The organism is Streptomyces sp. DSM 110735 (assembly GCF_016482685.1).
Lineage (GTDB): Bacteria > Actinomycetota > Actinomycetes > Streptomycetales > Streptomycetaceae > Streptomyces.
The window spans coordinates 116,317-139,577 of the sequence record NZ_JACYHF010000008.1 but is presented as its reverse complement, the minus strand read 5'-3'; the positions used below and the strand labels follow the sequence as shown (position 1 = coordinate 139,577).

At 72.3% G+C, this 23,261-nt stretch carries 23 protein-coding genes; 15 read left to right on the top strand and 8 right to left on the bottom strand.

The annotated features are described in order from the left end of the window. Positions 1-23: 23 nt before the first annotated feature. The gene (locus IF655_RS15475; RefSeq protein ID WP_199585369.1) at positions 24-647 is read left to right on the top strand and encodes an HU family DNA-binding protein; all 624 of its coding nucleotides are present in this window, start codon (positions 24-26) and stop codon (positions 645-647) included. A 150-nt stretch (positions 648-797) separates the two neighbouring features. Here IF655_RS15475 and IF655_RS15470 read toward each other — a convergent pair whose 3' ends face one another. Together IF655_RS15470 and cofC are read right to left on the bottom strand one after the other, a co-directional pair. After that, positions 798-1,028 carry a hypothetical protein gene (locus IF655_RS15470; RefSeq protein WP_199585367.1) on the bottom strand — a complete coding sequence of 77 codons (231 nt, stop codon included), beginning with the start codon at positions 1,026-1,028 and terminating at the stop codon, positions 798-800. A gap of 9 nt (positions 1,029-1,037) precedes the next feature. Beyond that, positions 1,038-1,688 (bottom strand): 2-phospho-L-lactate guanylyltransferase, encoded by a 651-nt coding sequence (gene cofC / locus IF655_RS15465; protein WP_199585365.1) that lies wholly within the window; start codon positions 1,686-1,688, stop codon positions 1,038-1,040. A 220-nt stretch (positions 1,689-1,908) separates the two neighbouring features. On the opposite strand from cofC, the gene IF655_RS15460 reads away from it, so the two are divergent. From IF655_RS15460 to IF655_RS15450, 3 genes are all read left to right on the top strand, one after another. Then, entirely contained in the window at positions 1,909-2,736 is an 828-nt protein-coding gene (locus tag IF655_RS15460; protein ID WP_199585363.1) for a 1-acyl-sn-glycerol-3-phosphate acyltransferase, read from the top strand. Next, positions 2,733-3,743, top strand: coding sequence for an NAD(P)H-dependent glycerol-3-phosphate dehydrogenase (locus IF655_RS15455; RefSeq protein ID WP_199585361.1), 1,011 nt, complete (start codon positions 2,733-2,735; stop codon positions 3,741-3,743). Before IF655_RS15460 ends, IF655_RS15455 begins: the two co-directional genes overlap by 4 nt. A gap of 72 nt (positions 3,744-3,815) precedes the next feature. Continuing rightward, positions 3,816-4,976, top strand: coding sequence for a D-alanine--D-alanine ligase family protein (locus IF655_RS15450; RefSeq protein ID WP_199585359.1), 1,161 nt, complete (start codon positions 3,816-3,818; stop codon positions 4,974-4,976). Positions 4,977-5,190: 214 nt separating this feature from the next. Here the strand turns inward: IF655_RS15450 and IF655_RS15445 are convergent, their stop codons facing one another. Continuing rightward, a complete protein-coding gene (locus IF655_RS15445) occupies positions 5,191-5,709 on the bottom strand; it encodes a DUF3515 family protein (protein WP_199585357.1) in 519 nt (172 codons plus the stop codon). Positions 5,710-5,729: 20 nt separating this feature from the next. Further along, complete coding sequence (locus tag IF655_RS15440; protein ID WP_199585355.1) at positions 5,730-5,963, bottom strand: Lrp/AsnC family transcriptional regulator; 234 nt, start codon at positions 5,961-5,963, stop codon at positions 5,730-5,732. 221 nt (positions 5,964-6,184) lie between these two features. Here IF655_RS15440 and IF655_RS15435 point away from each other — a divergent pair, with 221 nt between their 5' ends. Together IF655_RS15435 and thiD are read left to right on the top strand one after the other, a co-directional pair. Continuing rightward, positions 6,185-7,150 carry a thiamine-phosphate kinase gene (locus IF655_RS15435; RefSeq protein ID WP_199585353.1) on the top strand — a complete coding sequence of 322 codons (966 nt, stop codon included), beginning with the start codon at positions 6,185-6,187 and terminating at the stop codon, positions 7,148-7,150. Further along, a complete protein-coding gene (thiD, locus tag IF655_RS15430; protein ID WP_199585351.1) occupies positions 7,147-7,947 on the top strand; it encodes a bifunctional hydroxymethylpyrimidine kinase/phosphomethylpyrimidine kinase in 801 nt (266 codons plus the stop codon). The genes IF655_RS15435 and thiD overlap by 4 nt, the downstream gene beginning before the upstream one ends. A gap of 113 nt (positions 7,948-8,060) precedes the next feature. On the opposite strand, the gene rpmB is transcribed toward thiD, so the two are convergent. Continuing rightward, entirely contained in the window at positions 8,061-8,246 is a 186-nt protein-coding gene (gene rpmB / locus IF655_RS15425; protein ID WP_004924906.1) for a 50S ribosomal protein L28, read from the bottom strand. A 259-nt stretch (positions 8,247-8,505) separates the two neighbouring features. Here rpmB and IF655_RS15420 point away from each other — a divergent pair, with 259 nt between their 5' ends. Next, a complete protein-coding gene (locus tag IF655_RS15420) occupies positions 8,506-10,203 on the top strand; it encodes a DAK2 domain-containing protein (protein WP_199585349.1) in 1,698 nt (565 codons plus the stop codon). A gap of 27 nt (positions 10,204-10,230) precedes the next feature. Here the strand turns inward: IF655_RS15420 and IF655_RS15415 are convergent, their stop codons facing one another. Both IF655_RS15415 and IF655_RS15410 read right to left on the bottom strand, forming a co-directional pair. Next, positions 10,231-13,167 (bottom strand): tetratricopeptide repeat protein, encoded by a 2,937-nt coding sequence (locus IF655_RS15415; protein ID WP_199585479.1) that lies wholly within the window; start codon positions 13,165-13,167, stop codon positions 10,231-10,233. A 38-nt stretch (positions 13,168-13,205) separates the two neighbouring features. Beyond that, positions 13,206-15,035: an HSP90 family protein gene (locus IF655_RS15410; protein WP_199585478.1), complete on the bottom strand. Its 1,830-nt coding sequence runs from the start codon at positions 15,033-15,035 to the stop codon at positions 13,206-13,208. 246 nt (positions 15,036-15,281) lie between these two features. Between IF655_RS15410 and recG the strand changes: the two genes are divergently transcribed. The 8 genes from recG (at position 15,282) to mutM (ending at position 22,855) form a co-directional block, all read left to right on the top strand. Further along, on the top strand, positions 15,282-17,480 hold the full coding sequence (gene recG / locus IF655_RS15405; RefSeq protein ID WP_199585347.1) for an ATP-dependent DNA helicase RecG: 2,199 nt from the start codon (positions 15,282-15,284) through the stop codon (positions 17,478-17,480). A gap of 155 nt (positions 17,481-17,635) precedes the next feature. Continuing rightward, positions 17,636-18,223: a 16S rRNA (guanine(966)-N(2))-methyltransferase RsmD gene (gene rsmD / locus IF655_RS15400; RefSeq protein WP_199585345.1), complete on the top strand. Its 588-nt coding sequence runs from the start codon at positions 17,636-17,638 to the stop codon at positions 18,221-18,223. A gap of 26 nt (positions 18,224-18,249) precedes the next feature. After that, positions 18,250-18,729 carry a pantetheine-phosphate adenylyltransferase gene (gene coaD, locus IF655_RS15395; RefSeq protein WP_307814938.1) on the top strand — a complete coding sequence of 160 codons (480 nt, stop codon included), beginning with the start codon at positions 18,250-18,252 and terminating at the stop codon, positions 18,727-18,729. A gap of 152 nt (positions 18,730-18,881) precedes the next feature. Next, entirely contained in the window at positions 18,882-20,021 is a 1,140-nt protein-coding gene (locus tag IF655_RS15390) for an ATP synthase F0 subunit B (RefSeq protein ID WP_199585341.1), read from the top strand. Between the two features lie 148 nt (positions 20,022-20,169). Then, positions 20,170-20,814 (top strand): DUF177 domain-containing protein, encoded by a 645-nt coding sequence (locus tag IF655_RS15385; protein ID WP_199585339.1) that lies wholly within the window; start codon positions 20,170-20,172, stop codon positions 20,812-20,814. A 2-nt stretch (positions 20,815-20,816) separates the two neighbouring features. Next, complete coding sequence (rpmF, locus tag IF655_RS15380; protein WP_003951102.1) at positions 20,817-20,990, top strand: 50S ribosomal protein L32; 174 nt, start codon at positions 20,817-20,819, stop codon at positions 20,988-20,990. Between the two features lie 7 nt (positions 20,991-20,997). Next, positions 20,998-21,882 carry a ribonuclease III gene (gene rnc / locus IF655_RS15375; protein ID WP_307814933.1) on the top strand — a complete coding sequence of 295 codons (885 nt, stop codon included), beginning with the start codon at positions 20,998-21,000 and terminating at the stop codon, positions 21,880-21,882. Between the two features lie 112 nt (positions 21,883-21,994). Further along, positions 21,995-22,855 (top strand): bifunctional DNA-formamidopyrimidine glycosylase/DNA-(apurinic or apyrimidinic site) lyase, encoded by an 861-nt coding sequence (gene mutM, locus IF655_RS15370; RefSeq protein WP_199585335.1) that lies wholly within the window; start codon positions 21,995-21,997, stop codon positions 22,853-22,855. Here the strand turns inward: mutM and IF655_RS15365 are convergent. After that, the gene (locus IF655_RS15365; RefSeq protein WP_199585333.1) at positions 22,828-23,226 is read right to left on the bottom strand and encodes a helix-turn-helix domain-containing protein; all 399 of its coding nucleotides are present in this window, start codon (positions 23,224-23,226) and stop codon (positions 22,828-22,830) included. The genes mutM and IF655_RS15365 overlap by 28 nt on opposite strands. Positions 23,227-23,261: the final 35 nt, after the last annotated feature.

The window sequence follows — 23,261 nt, the reverse complement described above, 5'->3', positions numbered from 1 at the left end:
GCGATGTCTCCGAAGGGGAAGACGTGAACAAGGCGCAGCTCGTAGAAGCGATTGCCGACAAGATGGGGGGCCGCCAGCAGGCCGCCGATGCTGTCGACGCGGTCCTGGACGCCGTCGTCCGCGCCGTCGTCGCGGGCGACCGGGTCTCGGTCACCGGCTTCGGGTCCTTCGAGAAGGTGGACCGCCCCGCCCGCTACGCCCGTAACCCGCAGACCGGCGAGCGGGTCCGGGTGAAGAAGACCTCGGTGCCGCGCTTCCGCGCCGGCCAGGGTTTCAAGGATCTGGTGAGCGGTTCGAAGAAGCTGCCGCGCGGTGGCGAGGTCTCGGTGAAGAAGGCGCCCAAGGGCAGCCTCACCGGCGGCGCTTCCGCGACGGTGAAGAAGGCCGCGGCCAAGAAGACCACCAAGGCCGCCGCCGCGAAGAAGGCCACCGCCAAGAAGGCGGCCCCGGCCAAGACGACGGCCGCCGCGAAGAAGACCACGGCGAAGAAGGCGCCCGCCAAGAAGTCGGCGGCGACCGCCAAGACCGCCGCCGCGAAGAAGACCACCGCCAAGAAGGCTCCGGCGAAGAAGGTCACCGCGAAGAAGGCGCCCGCCAAGAAGTCGACGGCGCGCAAGACCGCCGCCAAGAAGGCCACCGCCCGCTAGGCGTCAGGTCCCCGACGGTCGGCCGGAACACCCGAGGGCGCTCAACACGCCGGGCCGGACTCCCACCGGGAGTCCGGCCCGCGGTGTGTTCACAGGAAGGTGTGTCCATAGGAAGGTGCGTCCACCGGAAGCGGTGTGCTGGGGGACGGTTCAGAACGTCTGGAGGGTCACCAGCGTGATCCGGCGCTCCCCGCCCGCTCCTTCGGCGCCCTCCGCCCCACCGGCGCCCTCGGTCTCGATCCGTACCCGCTGACCCGGCCGGAGCAGCCGTAGCCCGCCCGCGTCGAACGCCGCCGCGTCGAAGGGCAGCGGGGTGCCGTCGTCCAGCAGCACCTGTCCGCTGCGGGTTTCGGGGTCGTAGGTGTAAGCGGTCGCCTGCATGACGGCAGCCTACTGGCCGGGCGCGGGCACCGCCGAGGGTCGCAGCGCCGCCGACGCTGCCGTGTACGGACCCACCCCGAGCGCCAGCGCCGCCCGCAGATCCGCGCCCGTGTCCACGTCCTGCCGTACCGAGTCCACGTCCGCGAGCAGCAGTTCCGCCGCCCCCGAGGCGCGGTGCCGGTCCCGGGAGGCGCCGCCGAAGCCGGGTTCCAGCGGATGCCCCGGGGTCGCCGTGAGCAGCGTGGTGCCGATCCCGGCCGCGTCCGCGAGGAACGCCCGCGGAAAAGCGGCAGCCGCATCGAGGACCCGGGACAGCTCCGCAGGACGCAGCGCGGGCAGATCGGCGTTGAGGGCGGCGACGGCGGCACCGGGTCGCAGGGCGCGCACTTCGGCGGCGCCGTGCGCCAGGGCGGCGTTCAGACCCCCGCCCGGCACGTCCGGGACGATCCGGGCGCCCAGCGCCGCCAGTGCCCGCCCGGCCACCGCGTCGTCCGTGACGACCGCCACACCCGTCACTCCCGTACACCCCAGTACCGCCGCCACCGTGTCCTGCGCGAACGCCAGAACCAGCCCCGCCCGCACCCCGTCCGGGACGGCTGCCGCGAGCCTGCTCTTGGCCTGTGCCAAGGGTTTCAGGGGGATCACCAAGGTCCACTGCACCGGCGTACCGTCCCTCTCTCGTCGCGATCATTGTCACCCGCGGACCCGGGCGTCTTCCGTCCGGCCGGTTTTGGGGGAATGCTGTGAAGCCCCGTCCGGGGGCGGTGCGTACTGACGTGCGGGCGTACGGTGTTCTCGACAGACCGGCGGCCTCAAGTGAAACTTGTGCGACCACCGGCCGAGATGACGGCCCTCAGAGGCCCTGGAGGAAGGTGTCCGCGTGTCCCGCCGCAGAATCGGCTTCTGGTACCGCTTCGCCGCGGTGATCTGCAAACCGCCGCTGGCGGTTCTGATCAAGCGCGACTGGCGCGGAATGGAGCACATTCCGGCCGAGGGCGGATTTATCACCGCGGTGAACCACAATTCACACGTCGACCCCTTCGCGTACGCGCACTATCAGTACAACACCGGCCGGGTTCCGCGATTCCTCGCGAAGAGCGGCCTTTTCAAGAAGGGATTCGTGGGCGCCGCGATGCGCGGCACCGGACAGATCCCGGTTTACCGCGAGAGCACCGACGCGCTGAGCGCGTTCCGCGCCGCGATCGACGCCGTGGAGCGCGGCGAGTGCGTCGCCTTCTACCCCGAGGGCACCCTCACCCGCGACCCCGACGGCTGGCCCATGACCGCCAAGACCGGAGCGGCCCGCGTGGCCCTCCAGACCAAGTGCCCGGTCATCCCCGTCGCGCAGTGGGGCGTCAACGAACTCCTGCCGCCCTACGCGAAGAAGCCCCATCTCTTCCCGCGCAAGACCCACCACGTCCTCGCCGGGCCGCCCGTCGACCTCTCCCGGTTCTACGACCGCGAGATGACCGCCGAGGTGCTCAAGGAGGCGACCGAGGTCATCATGGCCGCCATCACCCGCCAGCTCGAGGAGATCCGCGGCGAGAAGGCGCCCGCCATCCCCTACGACCCGCGCCGCGAGCGGATCGAGCAGCGCCGCAGGACCCGCGCCCAGTCCGGCGTCGAGGGCCCGGCCGTGCAGGAGCCCGCCGTCAAGGAGCCCGCTCCCGCCGAGACCGCCGCCACCGAAGGGGGGAGCGGCAAGTGAGCGCACCCGTCCGCGCCGCCGTCATGGGCACCGGATCGTGGGGCACCGCCTTCGCGATGGTGCTCGCCGACGCGGGCTGCGAGGTGACCCTGTGGGCGCGCCGCCCGGAGGTGGCCGAGGTGGTCAACTCCACGCGCACCAACCCCGACTACCTCCCCGGTGTCGAACTCCCGGACAACCTGCGCGCCACCTCGGACGCCGCCGAGGCGCTGCGGGACGCGGACTTCACCGTCCTGACGATCCCCTCCCAGACGCTGCGCGCCAACCTCGCCGAGTGGGCTCCGCTGCTCGCCCCGCACACGGTCGTCGTCTCCCTGATGAAGGGGATCGAACTCGGCTCCGCCATGCGGATGAGCGAGGTCGTCGAGGACGTCGCCAAGATCCCGGCCGAGCGCGTCGCGGTGGTCACCGGACCCAACCTCGCCCGTGAGGTGGCCGCGCGGATGCCGGCCGCCGCCGTGGTCGCCTGCACCGACGAGTCCGTGGCCCGGCGCCTCCAGGCGGCCTGCCACACGCCGTACTTCCGGCCGTACACCAACACCGACGTGGCGGGCTGCGAACTCGGCGGCGCGGTCAAGAACGTGATCGGGCTCGCGGTCGGCATCGCCGACGGCATGGGGCTCGGCGACAACGCCAAGGGCTCGCTCATCACGCGCGGTCTCGCGGAGACCACCCGGCTCGGCATGGCGCTCGGCGCCGACCCGCTCACCTTCTCCGGTCTCGCCGGACTCGGGGACCTGGTCGCCACCTGCTCCTCGCCGCTCTCGCGCAACCACACCTTCGGCACCAACCTCGGCAAGGGCATGACGCTTGAGGAGACCATCGCGGTCACCAAGCAGACCGCCGAGGGCGTCAAGTCCTGCGAGTCCGTGCTGGATCTGGCCCGCAGGCACGGGATCGACATGCCCATCACCGAGACGGTGGTGGACATCGTGCACGAGGGCAAGCCGCCGGTGGTCGCCCTCAAGGAGCTGATGTCGCGCAGCGCGAAGCCCGAACGACACTGAGCGACACGGCACCCGAAAGCGCCCCGGTCAGCGCTGTCGCCACGGTGTACTAACGGGTACGCTCATCGCGATATGAGCACCGAGAACCTCCCCCAGAGCCCCGAGCAGAAGCCGTCGCGCAAGCCGCGTGTGGCCGTCGTCTTCGGCGGCCGCAGCTCCGAACACGGGATCTCCACGGTCACCGCCGGCGCCGTCCTCGGTGCCGTCGACCGGACCAAGTACGACGTCCTGCCGATCGGCATCACCCGGGACGGCCGCTGGGTGCTGACGGCCGACGAGCCGGAGCGCATGGCCATCGCCGAGCGCCGCACCCCCGAGGTCGCGGACGTGGCCGAGCCGGGCGAGGGCGGCGTGGTGCTCCCCGTCGACCCGGCCAGCCGCGAGGTCGTCTACAGCGAGCCCGGCGCGGTGCCCAAGGCGCTCGGCGAGGTCGACGTGGTCTTCCCGGTGCTGCACGGTCCCTACGGCGAGGACGGCACCCTGCAGGGACTCCTGGAGCTGTCCGGTGTGCCGTACGTCGGCTGCGGTGTGCTCGCCTCGGCCGTCGGCCAGGACAAGGAGTACATGAAGCGGGTGTTCACCTCCTTCGGGCTCAAGGTCGGTCCGTACGTGGTGATCCGGCCCCGCGAGTGGGAGCGGGACGAGTCCGCCGCCCGCAAGAAGATCGTGGACTTCGCGGGTGAGCACGGCTGGCCGCTGTTCGTGAAGCCCGCCCGCGCGGGCTCCTCCATCGGCATCACCAAGGTCGACGGTCTCGCCGGTCTGGACGAGGCGATCGCCGAGGCACAGCGGCACGACCCGAAGATCATCGTGGAAGCCGCGCTGAGCGGTCGCGAGATCGAGTGCGGTGTCCTGGAGTTCGAGGACGGTCCGCGCGCCTCCGTCCCCGCCGAGATCCCGCCGCCGAGCGCGCACGCGTACTACGACTTCGACGCCAAGTACATCGACTCCACGCCCGGTGTCGTCCCCGCCCCGCTCACCGGCGAGGAGACCGCCGAGGTCCAGCGGCTCGCGGTCGAGGCGTTCGAGGCGGCGGCGTGCGAGGGGCTCGTGCGCGCGGACTTCTTCCTCACCGACGGCGGCGAGTTCGTCATCAACGAGATCAACACCCTGCCCGGATTCACGCCGATCTCGATGTACCCCAAGATGTGGGAGGCGTCCGGCATCTCCTACCCGGAGCTGGTGGACCGCCTGATCCAGGCGGCACTGCGCCGCTCGACCGGGCTGCGCTAGGGTCTGTCGTCAAAATCCCGTCGTCCGCCCGGAGGGCGGGCGGAGCGGCGTCAGGTGCGTGCTCTCGGCGTGCCGGGCGTGGACCCTCGTACTGGACGTACGTGGGTTCGCGCCCGGTGCGGCGAGTGGGGGCACCCCCTGCTCGCAGAGCTTGGGGGAGCGTGCATGGCGTCGCTCCGCAGGCGGGAGTTTGACGACAGGCCCTAGTCCGCTCTCAGTGCCGCATGGAGGCGATCCCCTCGGGGATCGCCTTCTTCACGGCCGGGGCCAGGGCGACGAGCGCCGGGGTGGCGTCGTCCGTGCTCGCGAGGTCCCGCAGGGTCAGCTCCACGTACGCACGCCGGTTGGCGCTGGTGAACCGCCAGACGCCGTCGCCCTGTTTCTCCATGAGCCAGTCCACGCCGTCGACCCCGCCCGGGATCGCGTCGGGGTCGTCCCCCGTGGCCACCTTGGGGTCGATCATCTTGGGCGGCCGGACCACCCCGCAGCGCAGTATGATCGCCGAGCCTCCCCAGCCCGCCGTGTACACGGACCGGGGACCGGGGTCGCTGCGGCGCTTGCCGTCCACCGTCCCGGGCAGCACCTCGTGCAGCTTCCGGCACAGGGGGGCGGTGCGCGCGTCGGGGCGGGGAGCCTCGACCGGACCGCCGCCCGGCGCCGGGGAGCAGCCCGCGACCGCGATCAGCAGCGCGGGCGCGAGCAGGCCGAGGAGCCGGTGACGGAAGAAGTTCACCGGCCAAGGGTAGACGGGGGCTACAGATGGACGACCGGGCAGGTCAGGGTGCGCGTGATGCCGTCCACTTGCTGGACCTTCGCGACCACCATCCGACCCAGCTCGTCGACGGTGTCGGCTTGTGCGCGCACGATGACGTCGTAGGGCCCGGTGACGTCCTCGGCCCGGATCACTCCGGGAATCCTGCCGATCGTCTCGGCGACGGTCGACGCCTTGCCGACCTCCGTCTGGATCAGGATGTACGCCTGTACCACGGAACCTCCAGGGTGCGGCCACGAGGATCATGTGGGGGAAAGGAACGCCACGGTATCGCGTCGCCGGTCCCCGCGGGGAGACCTCCGCGACCGGGTCCGCGTGCCGGGGTGCGAGCGGGACGAAAGTTGACGGCCGGCGTCCCCGGGAAGGCCGCTCGGGCGGTATCGGGGACACTGAAGACGCGACCGGGCACGGACAGGCAGAGAAGGGGCTTGACGCCATGAAGGGCACAGTGGGTGAGCTCGGCGAGTTCGGGCTCATCCGGGAGCTGACCTCCCGTCTCACCACCACCCCGGCGGTCCGGGTCGGCCCCGGTGACGACGCCGCGGTGGTCGCCGCTCCGGACCGCCGGGTGGTGGCGAGCACCGACATCCTGCTGGAGGGCCGGCACTTCCGCCGCGACTGGTCCACCGCCTACGACGTGGGCCGCAAGGCCGCCGCGCAGAACCTGGCGGACATCGCCGCGATGGGAGCGGTGCCGACCGCGCTGCTGCTCGGTCTGGTCGTCCCGGCCGAACTGCCGGTCACCTGGCCCAGCGAGCTGATGGACGGACTGCGCGACGAGTGCCGGGTCGCCGGTGCCTCCGTGGTCGGCGGGGACGTCGTACGCGGGGACACGATCATGGTGTCGATCACCGCGCTCGGCGATCTGCGCAACCAGGAGCCGGTCACCCGCGGGGGCGCACAGCCCGGCGACCTCGTCGCCGTCACCGGCTGGCTCGGCTGGTCCGCCGCCGGGTTCGCGGTGCTCTCCCGGGGCTTCCGCTCGCCGCGCGCGTTCGTGGAGGCGCACCGCCGCCCCGAGCCGCCGTACCACGCGGGTCCCGCCGCCGCCGCGCTCGGCGCTACCGCGATGTGCGACGTGAGCGACGGGCTGATCGCGGACCTCGGGCACATCGCGGAAGCCAGCAAGGTGCGCATCGACATCCGCTCCGGCGCGATCGACATCCCCACCCAGATGAACGACATCGGGCAGGCTGTCGGCGTGGACCCGCTCCAGTGGGTGCTGACCGGGGGAGAGGACCACGCGATCGTGGCCACCTTCCCGCCGGACGCCAAGCTGCCCGCCCGCTGGAAGATCATCGGTGAGGTCCTCAACCCCTCGGCGCTGCCCCAGGTGACCGTGGACGGGGCGCCCTGGACGAACAAGGGCGGCTGGGACCACTTCGGGGACGTGGAGTCGTGAGCGGGTCCCGGGTGCCGCCGCGCGTCCTGACCGTCGCGGGTTCGGACTCCGGCGGAGGCGCCGGGATCCAGGCCGACCTGAAGACGATGCTGGCGCTCGGCGTGCACGGCATGAGCGTGATCACGGCCGTGACGGCACAGAACTCGCTCGGCGTGCAGGGCGCCTGGGAACTGCCCGTGGAGGCGGTACGGGCGCAGTACCGCAGCGTGGTCGACGACATCGGCGTCCAGGCCGTGAAGACCGGGATGCTGTCCTCGGCGGAACTGGTCGAGGCGGTGGCGGAGTTGATCTCCGGCACGGACGCGCCCGCCGTGGTGGACCCGGTGGGCGTCTCCAAGCACGGTGATCCGCTGCTGGCCGAGTCCGCGCTGGACTCCGTGCGCACCAGGCTGCTGCCGGTGGCCACCGTGGCCACACCGAACCTGGACGAAGTGGCGCAACTCACAGGGATTCGGGCCGAGTCGGAGGGCGATCTGCGCCGGGCGGCCGAGGCGGTCCTGGTGTTCGGACCGCGCTGGGTGCTGATCAAGGGCGGTCATCTCGCCGGGGACGCCGTGGATCTGCTCACGGACGGTTCCGCGGAGTACTGGCTGCGTGCTCCGCGTCACGACAACCGGCACACCCACGGCACCGGCTGCACGCTCGCCTCCGCGCTCGCCTCCGGGCTGGCCAAGGGGCTCTCGGTGCCGGAGGCGGCGACGGAGGCGAAGGAGTACGTCACCGGGGCGATCGAGGCGGGGTTCGCGCTGGGCGCGGGCATCGGACCGGTCGACCACGGCTGGCGCTTTGGGGACTGAAGCGGCGCCTGAGGGTCGTACGGACGCCGTACGGGCAACGCGAAGAGCCGGTCCACCCGAAGGTGGACCGGCTCGACGCAGCAACCGACAGTGGCCGCGCGCTTAGCAATTCGTCAGCGCGAGACCTTGCCGGCCTTGATGCACGAGGTGCAAGCGTTCACGCGCTTCGGCGTCCCGCCGACCACGGTACGGACGCGCTGGATGTTCGGGTTCCAGCGACGAGGCGTACGGCGGTGCGAGTGCGAGATGTTGTTGCCGAAGCCCGGCCCCTTGCCGCAGACGTCGCAGTTGGCAGCCACGGGTCACTCCAAAGACTTCAGATGCACTTACGGTTGATCCCGGCAGGCCGGGATCGAGACCCGGAGGTCCGAGATCTTGAGTGGCGTTGCCAGGGGAATGGCCCGACCGGGATCGGGCAACCGGAGCAGCATACAACGGCTGCTTCCGTACAACGAAACTACCACGGTCACGGGGGAGGCCCGCTCCCGGCCCTGCTCCGGGGCACCCCGGCGCTGGGTCTACGCTGCGACCCACGGCCGGCCAGTCAGGGAGGCGCAGGTGGCGCAGGTGCCGCTGACATTCCTCGATGCTCTCGCGGTGCGCACCTGGTGCGGTGGGGCGCTGCGGGCGCTCGGACGCGCGCGCGAGGAGATCGACGCGATCAACGTCTATCCCGTCGCCGACGGGGACACGGGCACCAACCTCTACCTGACCATGGAGTCGGCCGCCGCCGCCGTGGAGGCGGTCTTCGCCGGGTACGGGACCGGCACCGGGCGCCCCTCGCTCGCGGACGCCGTGCGCGCGATGGCCCACGGCGCGCTCATCGGGGCGCGCGGCAACTCCGGCACGATCCTGGCGCAGCTCCTGCGCGGGATGTCCCAGGTGCTCGCGGGGAGCGAGGGTGACGCCGGTCGCGTCGACGGGGTCCGGCTGCGGCTGGCCCTGCGGCACGCCGCCGACTCCGCGCGCGAGGCGGTGGCCCACCCGGTCGAGGGCACGGTGCTGACGGTGGCGTCGGCGGCCGCCCGCGCCGCGGAGACGGCCGGTGAGGACTGCGGCGCCGTCGCACGTGCCGCCCACGAGGGCGCGCGGACCGCCCTGGCCGAGACGCCGGGGCAGCTTGCGGTGCTGGGCCGGGCGGGAGTCGTGGACGCGGGCGGGCGGGGGCTGGTCGCGGTGCTCGGGGCGCTGGTGGAGGCGGTCACGGGGGAGACGGTCGAGGACACCGCCGTCGCCGCCGAGGGGGGCGCCGCCGAGGGGGGCTCCGTCGCGGGGGGTGCCGTCGTGCCCGCCGCCGTGCCGGTCGAGGCGTGCCCCGAGAGCGCGGAGCCCGGCGGGCCCGCCTACGAGGTCATCTACCTGCTGGAGGCAGGGGACGCGGCCGTGGCGCGGCTGCGCGAGCGCCTGGACGCCCTCGGGGACTCGCTGGTGGTGGTCGGCGGCGACGGGCTGTGGAACGTCCATGTGCACGTCGACGACGCCGGGGCCGCCGTGGAGGCGGGGGTGGAGGCAGGACGGCCGTACCGGATCAGGATCACCCACTTCGCGGCCGGGGACGTCCACACCGGCGGTGAGCCGCCCGCGCGCGAGCGCGTCCAGCGGGCCGTCGTGGCCGTCGTACCGGGGGAGGGGCTCGCGGGGCTGTACGCCGAGGCGGGGGCGACCACCGTGCTCGCCCGGCCCGGGGAGCCGCCCGCGAGCGGGGAGCTGGCCCAGGCGCTGCGGCGCGCGCACGCCCGCGAGGTGGTGCTGCTGCCCAACGACGCCGAACTGCGCCACACCGCCGCCGCTGCCGCCGAGCAGGCGCGCGCCGAGGGGATCCGCGTGGCGCTCATCCCGACCCGCTCGGCGGTGCAGGGCATCGCCGCGCTCGCCGTGCACGAACCCGGGCGCCGCTTCGACGAGGACGTGGTCCAGATGACCTCGGCGGCGGGCGCCACCCGGCACGCCGAGGTCGTCGTCGCCGAGCGCCAGTCCTGGACCACGGCCGGGATCTGCCAGGCCGGGGACGTGCTCGGGCTGATCGACGGCGACGTGGCGGTCATCGGACCCGACCTCACGGCCACCGCCGAGACCGTCCTGGACCGGATGCTCCAGGCGGGCGGCGAGCTGGTCACCCTGGTGGTGGGCGACGAGACCCCCGAGGAGGTCGCCGACCGCCTGGAGTCCCGGGTCCGCGAGTCCTACCTGGCCGTGGACACGGTGGTGTACCGGGGCGGCAGGCAGGGATCGCTGCTGCTGATCGGCGTGGAGTAGGACCCTGCTCCGGGGAGCGGGCGCGCCTCAGACGTCCCCGGGCGGCCGGGGCGGCTCGGGCAGGTGGTCGAGCAGGTGCGCGGCCTCCGTGCGGCGGGCGTGGGCGACCTCGTCCGTGTCGTCGGCGTCGGCGTAGAGCGCGAGGACCATGCGGGCGCGGGCCAGCGCGCCCTCCTGGTGACCCAGGTCGAACTCCAGGCGCCCGGCGGCGAGTTCGGCGCTCGTACGGCTGTGAAGACCGTCGGATCCTAGGGTGCCGAAGACCGTCGCCGCCCGCTCCATCTGCTCCAGCGCTCCGGCCAACGCGCCTTGCACCGCCTCCTCTTCAGCCGCCTCGGTGGCCAGGCGGAACAGCAGGTCACCGAACTGGCGGTGGGTGTGGCCGAGTTCGGCGGTGAGTTCGGTGTGCGCCACGGGGTCGGGCGCGTTCTCCCGTGCCTCCCCGCACGCGCGCGCCGCCTCCGCCATCAGCCGCCGCGCGTCCTCGGCGCCGTCCTCCTGGCCCGCCGCCAGCCACGCGCGGGCGCGCAGCGAGCGGACCAGGAAGCGGGCGTTGCCCAACTGCCGCCACAGCTCGGCGGCTTGCGCGTAGGCGCGGTCCGCCTCGACCGGCAGACCGGCGTGCCCCAGGGACTCGCCCGCCAGGTGCGCCAGCGTGGCGTGGTCCTGCTGCTCGGGCCAGTGCCGGGCGATCTCGGCGGCGAGCAGCCGCTGTTCTGCCGCGTCCCGGTGCTCGCCCAGCTCGCTCAGACAGTCCCCGAGCCACCAGCGGGTCTGCACCACCGTGCCGTCCCCGTGCCGCTCCACCGACAGCTCCGCGAGCGCCGACTCCAGCACCTCAGCCGCCTCCGCCCAGCGACCCCGGCGCAGCAGGGCGCCGCCCAGCAGATGCCGGGCCCAGGCGCCGAGCGTGCCGCTCTCGCCCGCCTCGTCCGCCCAGTGCGCCGCGTCCAGCGCCTGCGCGGTCGCCTCCTCGGCGTCGCCCCGGCCACCGGTCACCTCGGCCAACTGCAGATGGAGCTGCGCCCGCGCGACCGGTTCGAGGTACGGTCCGCCGTGCGCGAGGGCGTCCCGCAGCGCCTCCTCGGTCTCCTCCGTCCGCCCGAGCCGGTGCGCCAGCGCCGCGACCCGCACGTCGTACTCCGGCGTCAGCCAGGGCAGCCCGGCGGTCACGAACTCCTCGGTCGCCTGCCGGAACAGCGTCACCGCCTGCTCCAGATCACCGCTCAGCTCGGCCAGCTCCGCCAGCATCGCGTGCACCTCGGCCGCCCGCGCCGCCATCCGCACGTCGTCGCCGGTGTGCCCGTCGACCAGCGCCAGGATCTCCCGCACGAGCCGTACGACCGCTTCCGCCGCTTCCGGATCGGGCTCCGGCGCCCGCTCGTCCTCGGGCGCGTCCCCGAGGACGGCGACGCCGCCGTGCACCGCGCGCATCAGCACCCGCGCCCGGCTCATCAGCACCGCCGCCGTCTGCCGGACCCCGGTGGCGTCCTCGGCGTACAGCGCGAGCGCCCGGTCGTACAGCTCCCCGGTCGCGGCCAGAGCCGGTGCCACGTCGCCGGTGAGGGCGCGGATGTACGCGGCGCGCCCCCGGGCGGCCAGCGCCTCCCCGGGGTCGCCCGCCTCCAGGTACAGCTCGGCTGCCCGCTCGAAGAGCGCGATGCCCTCCGGACCCCGGTCCATCGCCTCGTGGTCCGCGATCTCCGCCCGGTCGCGGGCGTCCAGCTCCACACCCTCGGCGGCTCGCGCCACCGCCGCCCACGCCTCGGTCGCGTGCGGGCGCAGCCCGTCCGACAGGCGCCGCGCCTGGGCGAGCAGCGCGGGCAGCCCCGCCCGGTCCGGTACGGCGGACACCTCGGGCGGCGCGGCCACCGGCGCCGCGGCGGTCCGTACCGTCCGCACGCCCAGCGGCAGCCGCTCCACCAGCGGCTCCTGCGCCATCCGCGCCCGCGCCTGGTCGCCCACGTACGCGGTGCCGTTGCGGGCGTCGAAGCGCCCCGCCAGCTCCAGCACCTCCGCCCGCGCCCACCCCGCCAGCTCCCGCGCGGTCCAGCCCCGCCCGGCGGGTCCCGGCACCTGGCGCTCGCCGAGCCCGAGCCCGGTCAGCCGGTCCATCAGCAGCGTCACCACCGCCAGGAAGTCCAGACGGCTGCGCGGATGCCCGGTGTCCGTGAAGTACGCGGGGCGCTGCGCGAGCAGCTCCAGACCGCGCGCCTCGTTGCCGGTCAGCGCGCAGAACTCCACATGGTCCGCGTAGGCGTTCCGCATGCTCTCCATCGGCCGCACCAGCCGGAAACCCCGCAGATGATGGGCGCGCGCCTCATCCATTCGCCCCAGCCGCAGCAGCGGGAGCAGCGAGGAGCCCAGCACCTGGTGCGGCTCGTGCGCACAACTGAACTCGCCCTCCAGGACCGGACGCCACAGCTCCAACGCCTCCGCGTCCCGCCCGAGTTCGGCCTGCCACACCCCCTGCCCGTGCAGCTCGCAGGCGTGGCAGTCCGCCATCGAGTCCCGGTCCGCCGCCAGCCACGCGGCATACGCCCGCTCCGCCCGCGCCCGGTCACCGACATGCGCGGCCACGCTGAACTCCGCGCTGCGCACCGCCCGTTCGGAGTGACCGGCGATCCGGTACCGCTCCTCCATCTCGCGCAGCCACGTCTCGACCGACGCCAGCGGGATGTGCGGCTGGCCCAGCATCCCCGCCGACATCCACTTGAACACCCAGTGCAGCGAGTGTGCCTCGTACTCGTCGAAGTCCTCGGGGCGTTCGTCCCACATCCGCAGCAGCCGCGCGAAGGGCACGAACATGCGGTCCTTCTCGGAGCTGTAGTTGTAGACGTTCAACTGGTGGCCCAGCGCCTCGATCACCGCGAGCGGAACGCCCAGCTTCTCCGCCTCGGTGAGCAGTTCCTCCGCACGCGCGTTGCGCGCCGGACCCTCGGGCCGCTCGGCGTTCTCCGCCATGGCCCGGCGCAGCGCGTCGAAGTCCCCGATCACGTCCGTCACTTGCCGTCCTCCCCATGGGTCGCCCACTCCAGCAGCCCGATGAACGCCCGGTTCAGCAGCGCCGTGTCGGCGGGCCTGAGCGGTCGCCGCGCCATCAGCAGCGCCTGCCCGTACAACGACTCCGTCGCCGTGCCGATCAGCTCCGCGTCCCCCAGCGAACCGATGCGCCGGATCAGCGGGTTGAGATGGTTCAGCACCAGCCGGGCACGCGGGGCGCTGCCGCGCAGCGAACCCAGGATGCCCGCCCACAGCTCGTCCGCCTGCTCCTCCGCCTCCGCGCGCGCCTGCTCGTGCCGCGCCGCCCGGTCGTCCAGATGCAGCGCGGGCACCGACAGCGGATGGAAGGCGCGCAGCACGACGTCACAGCCCAGCGGGTCCAGCTTCGCCCGCGCCGCCGCCAGGAACCCCGACAGCGCCAGCTCCTCCGCCGGGTCCACGGCATCCAGATGCGCGGTCACGGTGTCCGGGTCCAGCTCCGCGACCACCGTCCCTGGCCGCACCGACGGCAGCGCCTCCACCAGCTCGCTGTCGTAGGTGTAACCGCCGTTGATCACCCCGATCCCCTGCGCCGAGGCGATCGCGGCGACCTGCCGGTACTCCTCCACCGTCCGCGTGAAGTGCACCACCGGGTGCCGCTGCGCGAACTCCTCCAGGGAAAGGCGTCCGTCCGTCGTCTCGAACGGCAGCCAGGGCAGCATGATCCGCAGCATCTCGGCGTCGTGCCGCGCCAGCGACTTCACGCCCAGGTGGTGCACCGCGAGGAACGCGCTCAGCCGCTCCGGATCGCCCGCCGCGAGCCCGGTCAGCCAGCCCCGGATGCGCTCGCCCAGCGCCTCCCGCACCGCCGCGAGGGTCTCGTCCTCGTACAGCGCCTCGCGCGAGGCCGTCGGGCGCAGACTGTCCGTGTCCAGCACACAGCGCACGAAGAACGCCCAGTCGGGCAGGAGCTGTTCGGCCCGCTCGGTCAGCAGCATCCCCTTCAGGTGCACCCGGTGCGTCGCCCGCTGCGCGGGGCTCACCGCCGAGGGCAGCACGTACGCCACCCCGCGCACCCCGGCCAGCGGCACGTCCAGCGAGATCGAGTCCAGCGGGGTGAACCCGAACAGCTCGTGGCAGTGCCGGGCCAGCCCCGCCCGCCGCTCGGCCGGACTCGGCCAGGCGCGGTCCCAGGGCGCCGGGAGGTCGGTCACCGCCTCCTCGCCGACCCGCACGTCGTACGGCAGCAGCGAGCCGAAGTCCCGGGCCAGCGCCCGCACCCGCTCCGGCGACAGCCACTCCGCCGCGCCCGCCCGCGCCACCAGGTGCACGGTGGTGCCCGGCTCGGTCCGCGCCGAGGCGGGCAGCGTGCGCACGGTGTACGACCCGTCGTCGCGCGCCGTCCACTCCACCGGCGCCGCCTCGGGATCGAGGGCGCTGCGGCTGACCACGCGGACCCGCTCGGCCACCACGAAACAGGCCAGCAGCCCGATGCCGAACTGCCCGAGGAACCCGGACCGCGCCTCCTGCAGCCCCTCGGCACGCTTGGAACTGCGCCCGATCGTCGCGAGCAGACTGTGCACGTCCGGCTCGGTGAGCCCGACGCCGCTGTCCTCGACCCGCAGACCGCCCGCGCCGTCGGCGTACAACCGCACGGTCGCCGGGGCACCGGGGTCCCGCTCCCGCCGGGCGGTGACGGCGTCCACGGCGTTCTGCAGCAGCTCGCGCAGATAGACCCTGGGACTGGAGTAGAGGTGATGGGAGAGCAGGTCCACCAGACCACGCAGGTCGACCTGGAACGTATGGGGCGACGGGAAAGCCTGGGATGACTGTGAGGTCTGGGAGTCCATCGTCACGGCGCCGGTGGGGGGAAACGTGTCCGGCGCGGGGTCGGGCGGTCCGGGTGGGGCGGTGACCGCGAAGGGATGGCTGGGGCGGGCCATCCTAGGCCCGAGCCGATGACCTGACCAGGGGTTTCCCCGATGTCCCTGACCAGCGCGCCGCCCGCCGTATACGGCCGGGGGTGGCCGGGTGCCGTTCGCGGCCGGAGCCGGGGCGGGGCGGCGGCTGGGGCATTGTCGGTGGCGTGGTGTGCAATGGATCTCGTGCCCGCGCTGCGAGAACCACTGAAGAAAGTGCTCGGCCCCGCCACCGCGAAGGTGATGGCCGAGCACCTCGGCCTGCACTCCGTCGGCGATCTGCTGCACCACTACCCGCGCAGATACGAGGAGCGCGGCCAGCTCACCCACCTCGCCGACCTCCCCATGGACGAACACGTCACGGTGGTCGCCCAGGTCGCGGACGCCCGGCTGCACACCTTCGCCTCCGCCCGCGCCCCGCGCGGCAAGGGCCAGCGCCTCGAAGTCACCATCACGGACGGCATGGGACGCCTCCAACTGGTCTTCTTCGGCAACGGCGTGCACAAGCCGCACAAGGAACTCCTGCCCGGCACCCGCGCGATGTTCTCCGGCAAGGTCTCCGTCTTCAACCGCCGCCTCCAACTCGCCCACCCCGCCTACGAACTGCTGGACAAGGACGACGACAGCGAGGACGCGGCGGAGAACTGGGCCGGCGCCCTGATCCCGCTCTACCCGGCCACCGCCAAACTGGAGTCCTGGAAGATCGGCAAGGCGGTCCAGACGGTCCTCCCCAGCGCCGCCGAAGCCCTCGACCCCCTCCCGCCCGCCCTGCGCGAGGGACGCGGTCTCGTCACCCTCCCCGAGGCACTCCTCAAGATCCACCGCCCCGCCACCAAAGCCGACGTCGCCGACGCCCGCGCCCGCCTGAAATGGGACGAAGCCTTCGTCCTCCAGGTCGCCCTCGCCCGCCGCCGTCACGCCGACACCCAACTCCCCGCCGTCCCCCGCGAACCCCAGCCCGACGGCCTGCTCACCGCCTTCGACGACCGCCTCCCCTTCACCCTCACCGAAGGCCAGCAACGCGTCTCCGCCGAGATCTTCACCGACCTCGCGACAGCCCACCCGATGCACCGGCTGCTCCAGGGGGAGGTCGGATCGGGCAAGACCCTGGTCGCCCTGCGCGCCATGCTCACCACCGTCGACGCGGGCGGGCAGGCGGCCATGCTCGCGCCCACCGAAGTGCTCGCGCAGCAGCACCACCGGTCGGTCACCGAGATGATGGGGGAACTGGCCGAGGGAGGGATGCTGGGCGGGGTCGAGCACGCCACCAAGGTGGTGCTGCTGACCGGCTCGATGGGCGCCGCCGCCCGCCGCAAGGCGCTGCTCGACATCGCCACCGGGGAGGCGGGCATCGTCATCGGCACCCACGCCCTGATCGAGGACGTGGTCCAGTTCCACGACCTCGGTCTGGTGGTCGTGGACGAGCAGCACCGGTTCGGCGTCGAACAGCGCGACGCCCTGCGCGGCAAGGGCAAACAGCCCCCGCACCTGCTGGTCATGACGGCCACCCCGATCCCGCGCACCGTCGCGATGACCGTCTTCGGGGACCTGGAGACCTCCGTCCTGGACCAGCTCCCGGCCGGCCGCTCTCCGATCGCCACCCATGTCGTCCCCGCCGCCGACAAGCCCCACTTCCTCGCCCGCGCCTGGGAACGCGTCCGCGAGGAGGTGGCGGGCGGTCATCAGGCGTACGTCGTCTGCCCCCGCATCGGGGACGAGCAGGACACCGCCGCCGAGAAGAAGGCGACCGAGGGCGACAAACGCCCCCCGCTCGCCGTCCTCGACATCGCCGACCAGCTCGCCAAGGGTCCCCTCCAGGGACTGAGCGTCGAGGTCCTGCACGGCAGGATGCACCCCGACGACAAGGACGCGGTGATGCGCCGCTTCGCGGCAGGGGAGACGGACGTCCTGGTCGCCACCACGGTCATCGAGGTCGGCGTCAACGTCCCCAACGCCACCGCCATGGTCATCATGGACGCCGACCGCTTCGGCGTCTCCCAGCTCCACCAGCTCCGCGGGCGCGTGGGCCGGGGCTCCGCGCCCGGGCTCTGCCTCCTGGTCTCCGAGATGCCCGAGGCCAGCCCCGCCCGCCGCCGCCTCACCGCCGTCGCCTCCACCCTCGACGGCTTCGAACTCTCCCGCCTCGACCTGGAAGAACGCCGCGAGGGCGACGTCCTCGGCCAGGCCCAGTCCGGCGCCCGCACCAGCCTGCGCGTCCTGGAGGTCATCGAGGACGAGGAGATCATCACGGAGGCGCGAGAGGAGGCAACGGCAGTGGTCGAGTCCGACCCCGACCTGGAGCACTACCCAGCCCTCCGCACAGCCCTGGACGCCCTCCTGGACGACGAAAGAGAGCAGTACTTGGAAAAGGGCTGAAGTGTCCCTATCTCCAGGGGCGCGGGACTGTATCGATTTGCGGCTCCGCCGCGTGGGCGCGAGCAATCACAACGGACCCGCACCCGCCGACGAAGCGCCCCACCCCCCACCACCTGCGAAAATAAAACGAACCCGCAAAAAGAAGGACCCCTCACATGACCCGCGTGATCGCCGGTACGGCAGGCGGACGGCGCCTCTCGGTGCCGCCCGGCACTGGAACCCGCCCCACATCGGACCGCGCACGCGAAGCCCTCTTCTCCACCTGGCAGTCCCTCCTCACCACCCCCCTGGACGGCACCCGGGTCCTGGACCTCTACGCAGGCTCAGGAGCCGTAGGTCTGGAAGCCCTCTCCCGAGGCGCGAGCCACACCCTCCTGGTCGAAGCCGACGCCCGCGCAGCGAAAACCGTGCGGGAGAACGTGAAGAACATCGGTCTCCCCGGCGCCGAGGTCAGAACGGGCAAAGCGGAGCAAGTCATCCGCACCGCGCCCCCCGCCGAACCGTACGACCTGGTCTTCCTGGACCCCCCGTACGCGGTCTCCGACGACGATCTCCGCGAGATCCTCCTCACACTCCGGTCCGGGGGCTGGCTGACCGAAGACGCCCTGGTCACCGTGGAGCGCAGCACCAGAGGCGGCGAATTCGGGTGGCCGGAGGGCTTCGAGGCGATCCGGTCCCGGCGTTACGGCGAGGGAACGTTTTGGTACGGTCGCGCCGCCTCTACGTGCGAAGACGCACGATGACCGGACTGGAGAGCGAGGGATCTCAAGTGCGCCGCGCCGTCTGTCCCGGGTCGTTCGACCCGATCACCAACGGACATCTCGACATCATCGCCCGGGCGTCCCGCCTCTACGACGAGGTCTACGTCGCGGTGATGATCAACAAGTCCAAGCAGGGCCTGTTCGACGTCGACGAGCGGATGGCACTGATCCGCGAGGTCACCGCCGAGTACGCCAACGTCCGCGTCGAGGCCCACCACGGTCTCCTCGTCGACTTCTGCAAAGAGCGTGACATCCCCGCCATCGTCAAGGGTCTGCGCGCCGTCAGCGACTTCGACTACGAACTCCAGATGGCCCAGATGAACAACGGACTCACCGGCGTCGAAACGCTGTTCGTGCCCACCAACCCCACCTACAGCTTCCTCTCCTCCTCCCTGGTGAAGGAGGTCGCCGCCTGGGGCGGCGACGTCTCCCACCTGGTGCCCCCGGCGGTGCTCACCGCGCTCCGCGACCGCCTGAAAAGAGACTGACCGCTCCGGTGCGCCCGCGCCCGCGCCCCACCGGCACGCGCCCGCGCCCCCTTGGAAGGTGACAAGACGTCACCCCGTGTCGGACGGCAGCCCCAGGGCCGTACAGTCGTGCCGTCCGTCTCCAACACAGCTTTAGAGAGTGGCGAGCACAGGTGGACATCCAGAACAAGCTCGACGAGATCGTCTCCACGGTCTCCAGCGCCCGGTCCATGCCGATGTCGGCCTCCTGCGTGGTCAACCGCGCCGAGCTGCTCGCGCTGCTCGAAGAGGTCCGCCAGGCGCTGCCCGGCTCCCTCGCGCACGCGCAGGAGGTGATCGGGGACCGTGAGCAGATGGTCGAGCAGGCCCGCCTGGAGGCAGACCGGATCATCGAGAGCGCGCACGCCGAGCGCGGTTCGCTGATCGCGGGCACCGAGGTCGCCCGCCAGTCGCAGGCGGAGGCGGACCGCATCCTGTCCGAGGCCCGCGCCGAGGCAGAGCAGGTCCGCGCGGACGCTGACGACTACGTGGACTCCAAGCTCGCGAACTTCGAGGTCGTCCTCACCAAGACCCTCGGCTCGGTCGGCCGCGGTCGCGAGAAGCTGCTCGGCACCGGACCCGGTCTGGACGAGAACGGCTACGAGGACGAGGACGCCCCCGAGCGCAGCCAGGACCCCGAGACCCTGCGCCACACCGCCGACTCCTACGTCGACGCCAAGCTCGGCGCCTTCGAGGCGGTCCTCGCCAAGACCCTGGACGCCGTCCACCGCGGTCGCCAGAAGCTGCACGGCCGGATCGCCACGGACGACCTCGGCGCCCTCGCCGACGACACCACGACCTTCCAGCACTCCAGCGACGCCGATTACCTCGCCGACCTCGCCGCCCTGTCCGACACCCCGGCCCAGCGCACCCCGGCGCCCCCCGTCGCCCAGGAACCGGCGTACGACCCGTCCGCCCAGGAGACGGCGTACGACCCGGGCGCACAGGAGACGGCGTACGAGCCGCAGGAGGCGTACGGCTACCAGCAGCAGCCCGACGCCTACCCCGGCTACCCGCAGCAGCCCGGCTACGCCCCGCAGGAGGCGTACGCCTACCAGCAGGACCCGTACGCGCCCAGCGGCTACGCGCCGCAGACTGACGGCGCCTTCCACGGCTACGACCCGCAGCAGGGGGCGTACGACCCGAACCAGGGGCAGCCCCCGCAGCACCAGGGGCAGCAGCAGGACTACGCGCTCGACGAGGCCAGCCTCTTCGACACCAGCATGATCAGCGCCGAGCAGTTGCGGGCGTATGAGCAGGGCAGGGGCATGTAACGGGGTCCGGACCGGTGCCGGGGGACCGGATTGGGCCCTGAGCGAAAGGTCCAGTATCCTGGCTCTTCGGTCGCGTGTATGTCCGCGATCACCGCTGCCCGGAACACCTGCGGGCGGCGTCCTCCGAGCTCGAAGACCGAAAGCGGCCATGGCCTCCAACGCACGCCTCGACCACCGAAACCCTCTCGTGATCGACACGCACGAGCTGGGCCGGCGTCCTGGTGCGATGCAGCGCCTGACCCGTGAGGTCGACGCCCCCCGGGACCTCGGTATCGAGGGGGTCATCGGAGTGCCGGAAGGCGCCCCGCTGGAGCTCGACCTCCGCCTGGAGTCGGTCATGGAAGGGGTGCTTGTCACAGGCACCGCCCGTGCATCGGCCAAGGGGGAGTGCGTAAGGTGTCTGGAGCCGGTCGGGCTGGAGCTCGAAGCGGACTTCCAGGAGATGTTCTCGTACCCTGACGCCGACGACCGTGGCCGCGTGATCGCGGAACCGGGCGACGACGCCGAGGACGACGAGGACAGGCTCTACATCGAGGACGGTCTGATCGACCTCGAACCCGTGCTGCGGGACGCGGTGGTGCTCGCACTGCCGATGCAGCCGGTGTGCCAGGACGACTGTGCGGGTCTGTGCTCCGAGTGCGGAGCGCGCCTCACGGACGACCCGGACCACCACCATGACGCCGTCGACATCCGTTGGGCGGCTTTGCAGGGACTCGCCGGTTCACTCGAAGACGGCGAGAAGGACGAGATGAGCGGCGCCGAAGCGGGCGTCGACGAGAAGCAGGAGAAGTAGCCGTGGCTGTTCCGAAGCGGAAGATGTCGCGCAGCAACACGCGCCACCGCCGGTCGCAGTGGAAGGCTGCGGTCCCCACCCTGGTTGCGTGCGAGCGCTGCCACGAGCCCAAGCAGCAGCACATCGCGTGCCCGTCTTGCGGCACCTACAACAAGCGCCAGGTCCTCGAGGTCTGAGCGGCTGGTGAGAGGCACTGTGTCCACTGCCAAGAAGGTGGAAGACGCCGAAGCAGGTACGTCCCGCCGACGCGGGAACGGCTCGGCGGACAACAAGGCCTCGTCCCACACGCTTCTGGAAGGGCGGCTCGGCTACCACGTCGAGTCCGCCCTTCTGGTGCGTGCGCTGACCCACCGCTCCTACGCCTACGAGAACGGCGGTCTGCCGACGAACGAGCGGCTGGAGTTCCTCGGGGACTCCGTGCTCGGACTCGTCGTCACCGACACGCTGTACCGCATCCACCCCGACCTGCCTGAAGGCCAACTGGCCAAGCTGCGGGCCGCGGTGGTCAACTCGCGTGCGCTTGCGGAGGTGGGCCGCGGTCTCGACCTGGGCTCCTTCATCCGGCTCGGCCGTGGTGAAGAGGGAACGGGCGGCCGGGACAAGGCATCCATTCTCGCCGACACCCTTGAAGCGGTGATCGGCGCGGTCTATCTCGATCGGGGCCTCGACGCGGCCTCCGAACTGGTGCACCGCCTGTTCGACCCGCTCATCGAGAAGTCCTCGAACCTCGGCGCCGGCCTGGACTGGAAGACCAGTCTCCAGGAGCTGACCGCGACCGAAGGACTCGGCGTGCCCGAGTACCTGGTCACGGAGACCGGCCCCGACCACGAGAAGACCTTCACTGCTGCTGCCCGCGTCGGGGGCGTCTCGTACGGCACCGGCACCGGCCGCAGCAAGAAGGAGGCGGAGCAGCAGGCCGCCGAGTCCGCCTGGCGGGCCATCAAGGCCGCCGCGGACGAGCGCGCCAAGGCAGCCGCCGCGGCGAAGGCGGCCCCGGCCGCCGTGGACGGCACCCCGCCGCCCGCCGAGACGGCGGAGGACGACGCCACGTCGTCCGCCACCGCCTGACCGAGCGTTTCCCCGAGCGCCCGCACCCGTACCACGGGGGCGGGCGCTCGGTCCTTTTCACCAGGTCCCACAGGTCCCACAGGTCACCAGGTTTTCCCACAGGGGGTTGTCGATGCCCGAGTTGCCCGAGGTCGAGGTCGTCCGGCGGGGTCTGGAGCGGTGGGTGGCCGCGCGGACCGTCGCCGAGGCGGAGGTGCTGCATCCGCGTGCGGTGCGGCGGCATCTCGCGGGCGCCGACGACTTCGCGCACCGGCTCAAGGGGCACACCTTCGGGGTGCCGAGCAGGCGGGGCAAGTACCTGTGGCTGCCGCTCGCGGACACCGGGCAGTCGGTCCTGGCGCACCTCGGCATGAGCGGACAGTTGCTGGTCCAGCCCCGGACCACGCCGGACGAGAAGCACCTGCGGGTCCGCGTGCGCTTCGCCGACGGGCTCGGCACCGAGCTGCGCTTCGTCGACCAGCGCACCTTCGGCGGGCTCTCGCTGCACGACAACACCCCCGACGGTCTGCCCGACGTCATCGGACACATCGCCCGCGACCCGCTGGACCCGCTCTTCGACGACGAGGCGTTCCACCAGGCGCTGCGCCGCAAGCGCACCACGATCAAGCGAGCCCTGCTCGACCAGTCGCTGATCAGCGGCGTCGGCAACATCTACGCCGACGAGGCGCTCTGGCGCTCCCGCCTGCACTACGAGCGCCCCACGGGCGGCTTCACCCGCCCCGTGACGACGGAACTCCTCGGCCACGTCCGGGACGTGATGAACGCGGCGCTCGCCGTCGGCGGCACCAGCTTCGACAGCCTCTACGTCAACGTCAACGGCGAGTCCGGCTACTTCGACCGCTCCCTGGACGCCTACGGCCGCGAGGGACTGCCCTGCCGCCGGTGCGGTACGCCGATGCTGCGCCGCCCCTGGATGAACCGCTCCAGCTACTTCTGCCCGAAGTGTCAGCGGGCGCCGCGCGCCATGTCGTAACGCTCGCGCGCGGCGAGGACGTCACCCATGGCGCCCTCCACGCAGTGGATGAGCGCGAGCAGTCGCTCGGCCACCTGACGGCCGAGCGGGGTGAGTTCGTAGTCCACGCGGGGCGGGTTCACCGGCTGCGCCTCCCGCAGTACGAGCCCGTCGCGCTCCAGCGCGTGCAGCGTCTGGGAGAGCATCTTCTCGCTCACCCCGTCGACGCGCCGCCGCAGCTCGTTGAACCGCAGCGACCCCTCGTACAGCGCCCCGAGCACCAGCGACCCCCAGCGCCCGGTCACATGCTCCAACGTCCCACGCGACGGACACGCCTTGGCGAACACGTCGAACGCGTCCGGCTCCGCCGACTCCCGGGTGATCCCACTCATGGGCCCAGCGTAGGCGAGCGGAGCACTGACCACCA

Coding starts and splice junctions, on each gene's coding strand:
- mutM (WP_199585335.1), top strand. CDS start 21,995: ATGCCCGAGTTGCCCGAGGTCGAGGTCGTCCGGCGGGGTCTGGAGCGG.
- recG (WP_199585347.1), top strand. CDS start 15,282: ATGGATCTCGTGCCCGCGCTGCGAGAACCACTGAAGAAAGTGCTCGGC.
- IF655_RS15385 (WP_199585339.1), top strand. CDS start 20,170: ATGGCCTCCAACGCACGCCTCGACCACCGAAACCCTCTCGTGATCGAC.
- IF655_RS15415 (WP_199585479.1), bottom strand. CDS start 13,167: ATGGCGGAGAACGCCGAGCGGCCCGAGGGTCCGGCGCGCAACGCGCGT.
- IF655_RS15450 (WP_199585359.1), top strand. CDS start 3,816: ATGAGCACCGAGAACCTCCCCCAGAGCCCCGAGCAGAAGCCGTCGCGC.
- IF655_RS15365 (WP_199585333.1), bottom strand. CDS start 23,226: ATGAGTGGGATCACCCGGGAGTCGGCGGAGCCGGACGCGTTCGACGTG.
- IF655_RS15435 (WP_199585353.1), top strand. CDS start 6,185: ATGAAGGGCACAGTGGGTGAGCTCGGCGAGTTCGGGCTCATCCGGGAG.
- IF655_RS15470 (WP_199585367.1), bottom strand. CDS start 1,028: ATGCAGGCGACCGCTTACACCTACGACCCCGAAACCCGCAGCGGACAG.
- rsmD (WP_199585345.1), top strand. CDS start 17,636: ATGACCCGCGTGATCGCCGGTACGGCAGGCGGACGGCGCCTCTCGGTG.
- IF655_RS15410 (WP_199585478.1), bottom strand. CDS start 15,035: ATGGACTCCCAGACCTCACAGTCATCCCAGGCTTTCCCGTCGCCCCAT.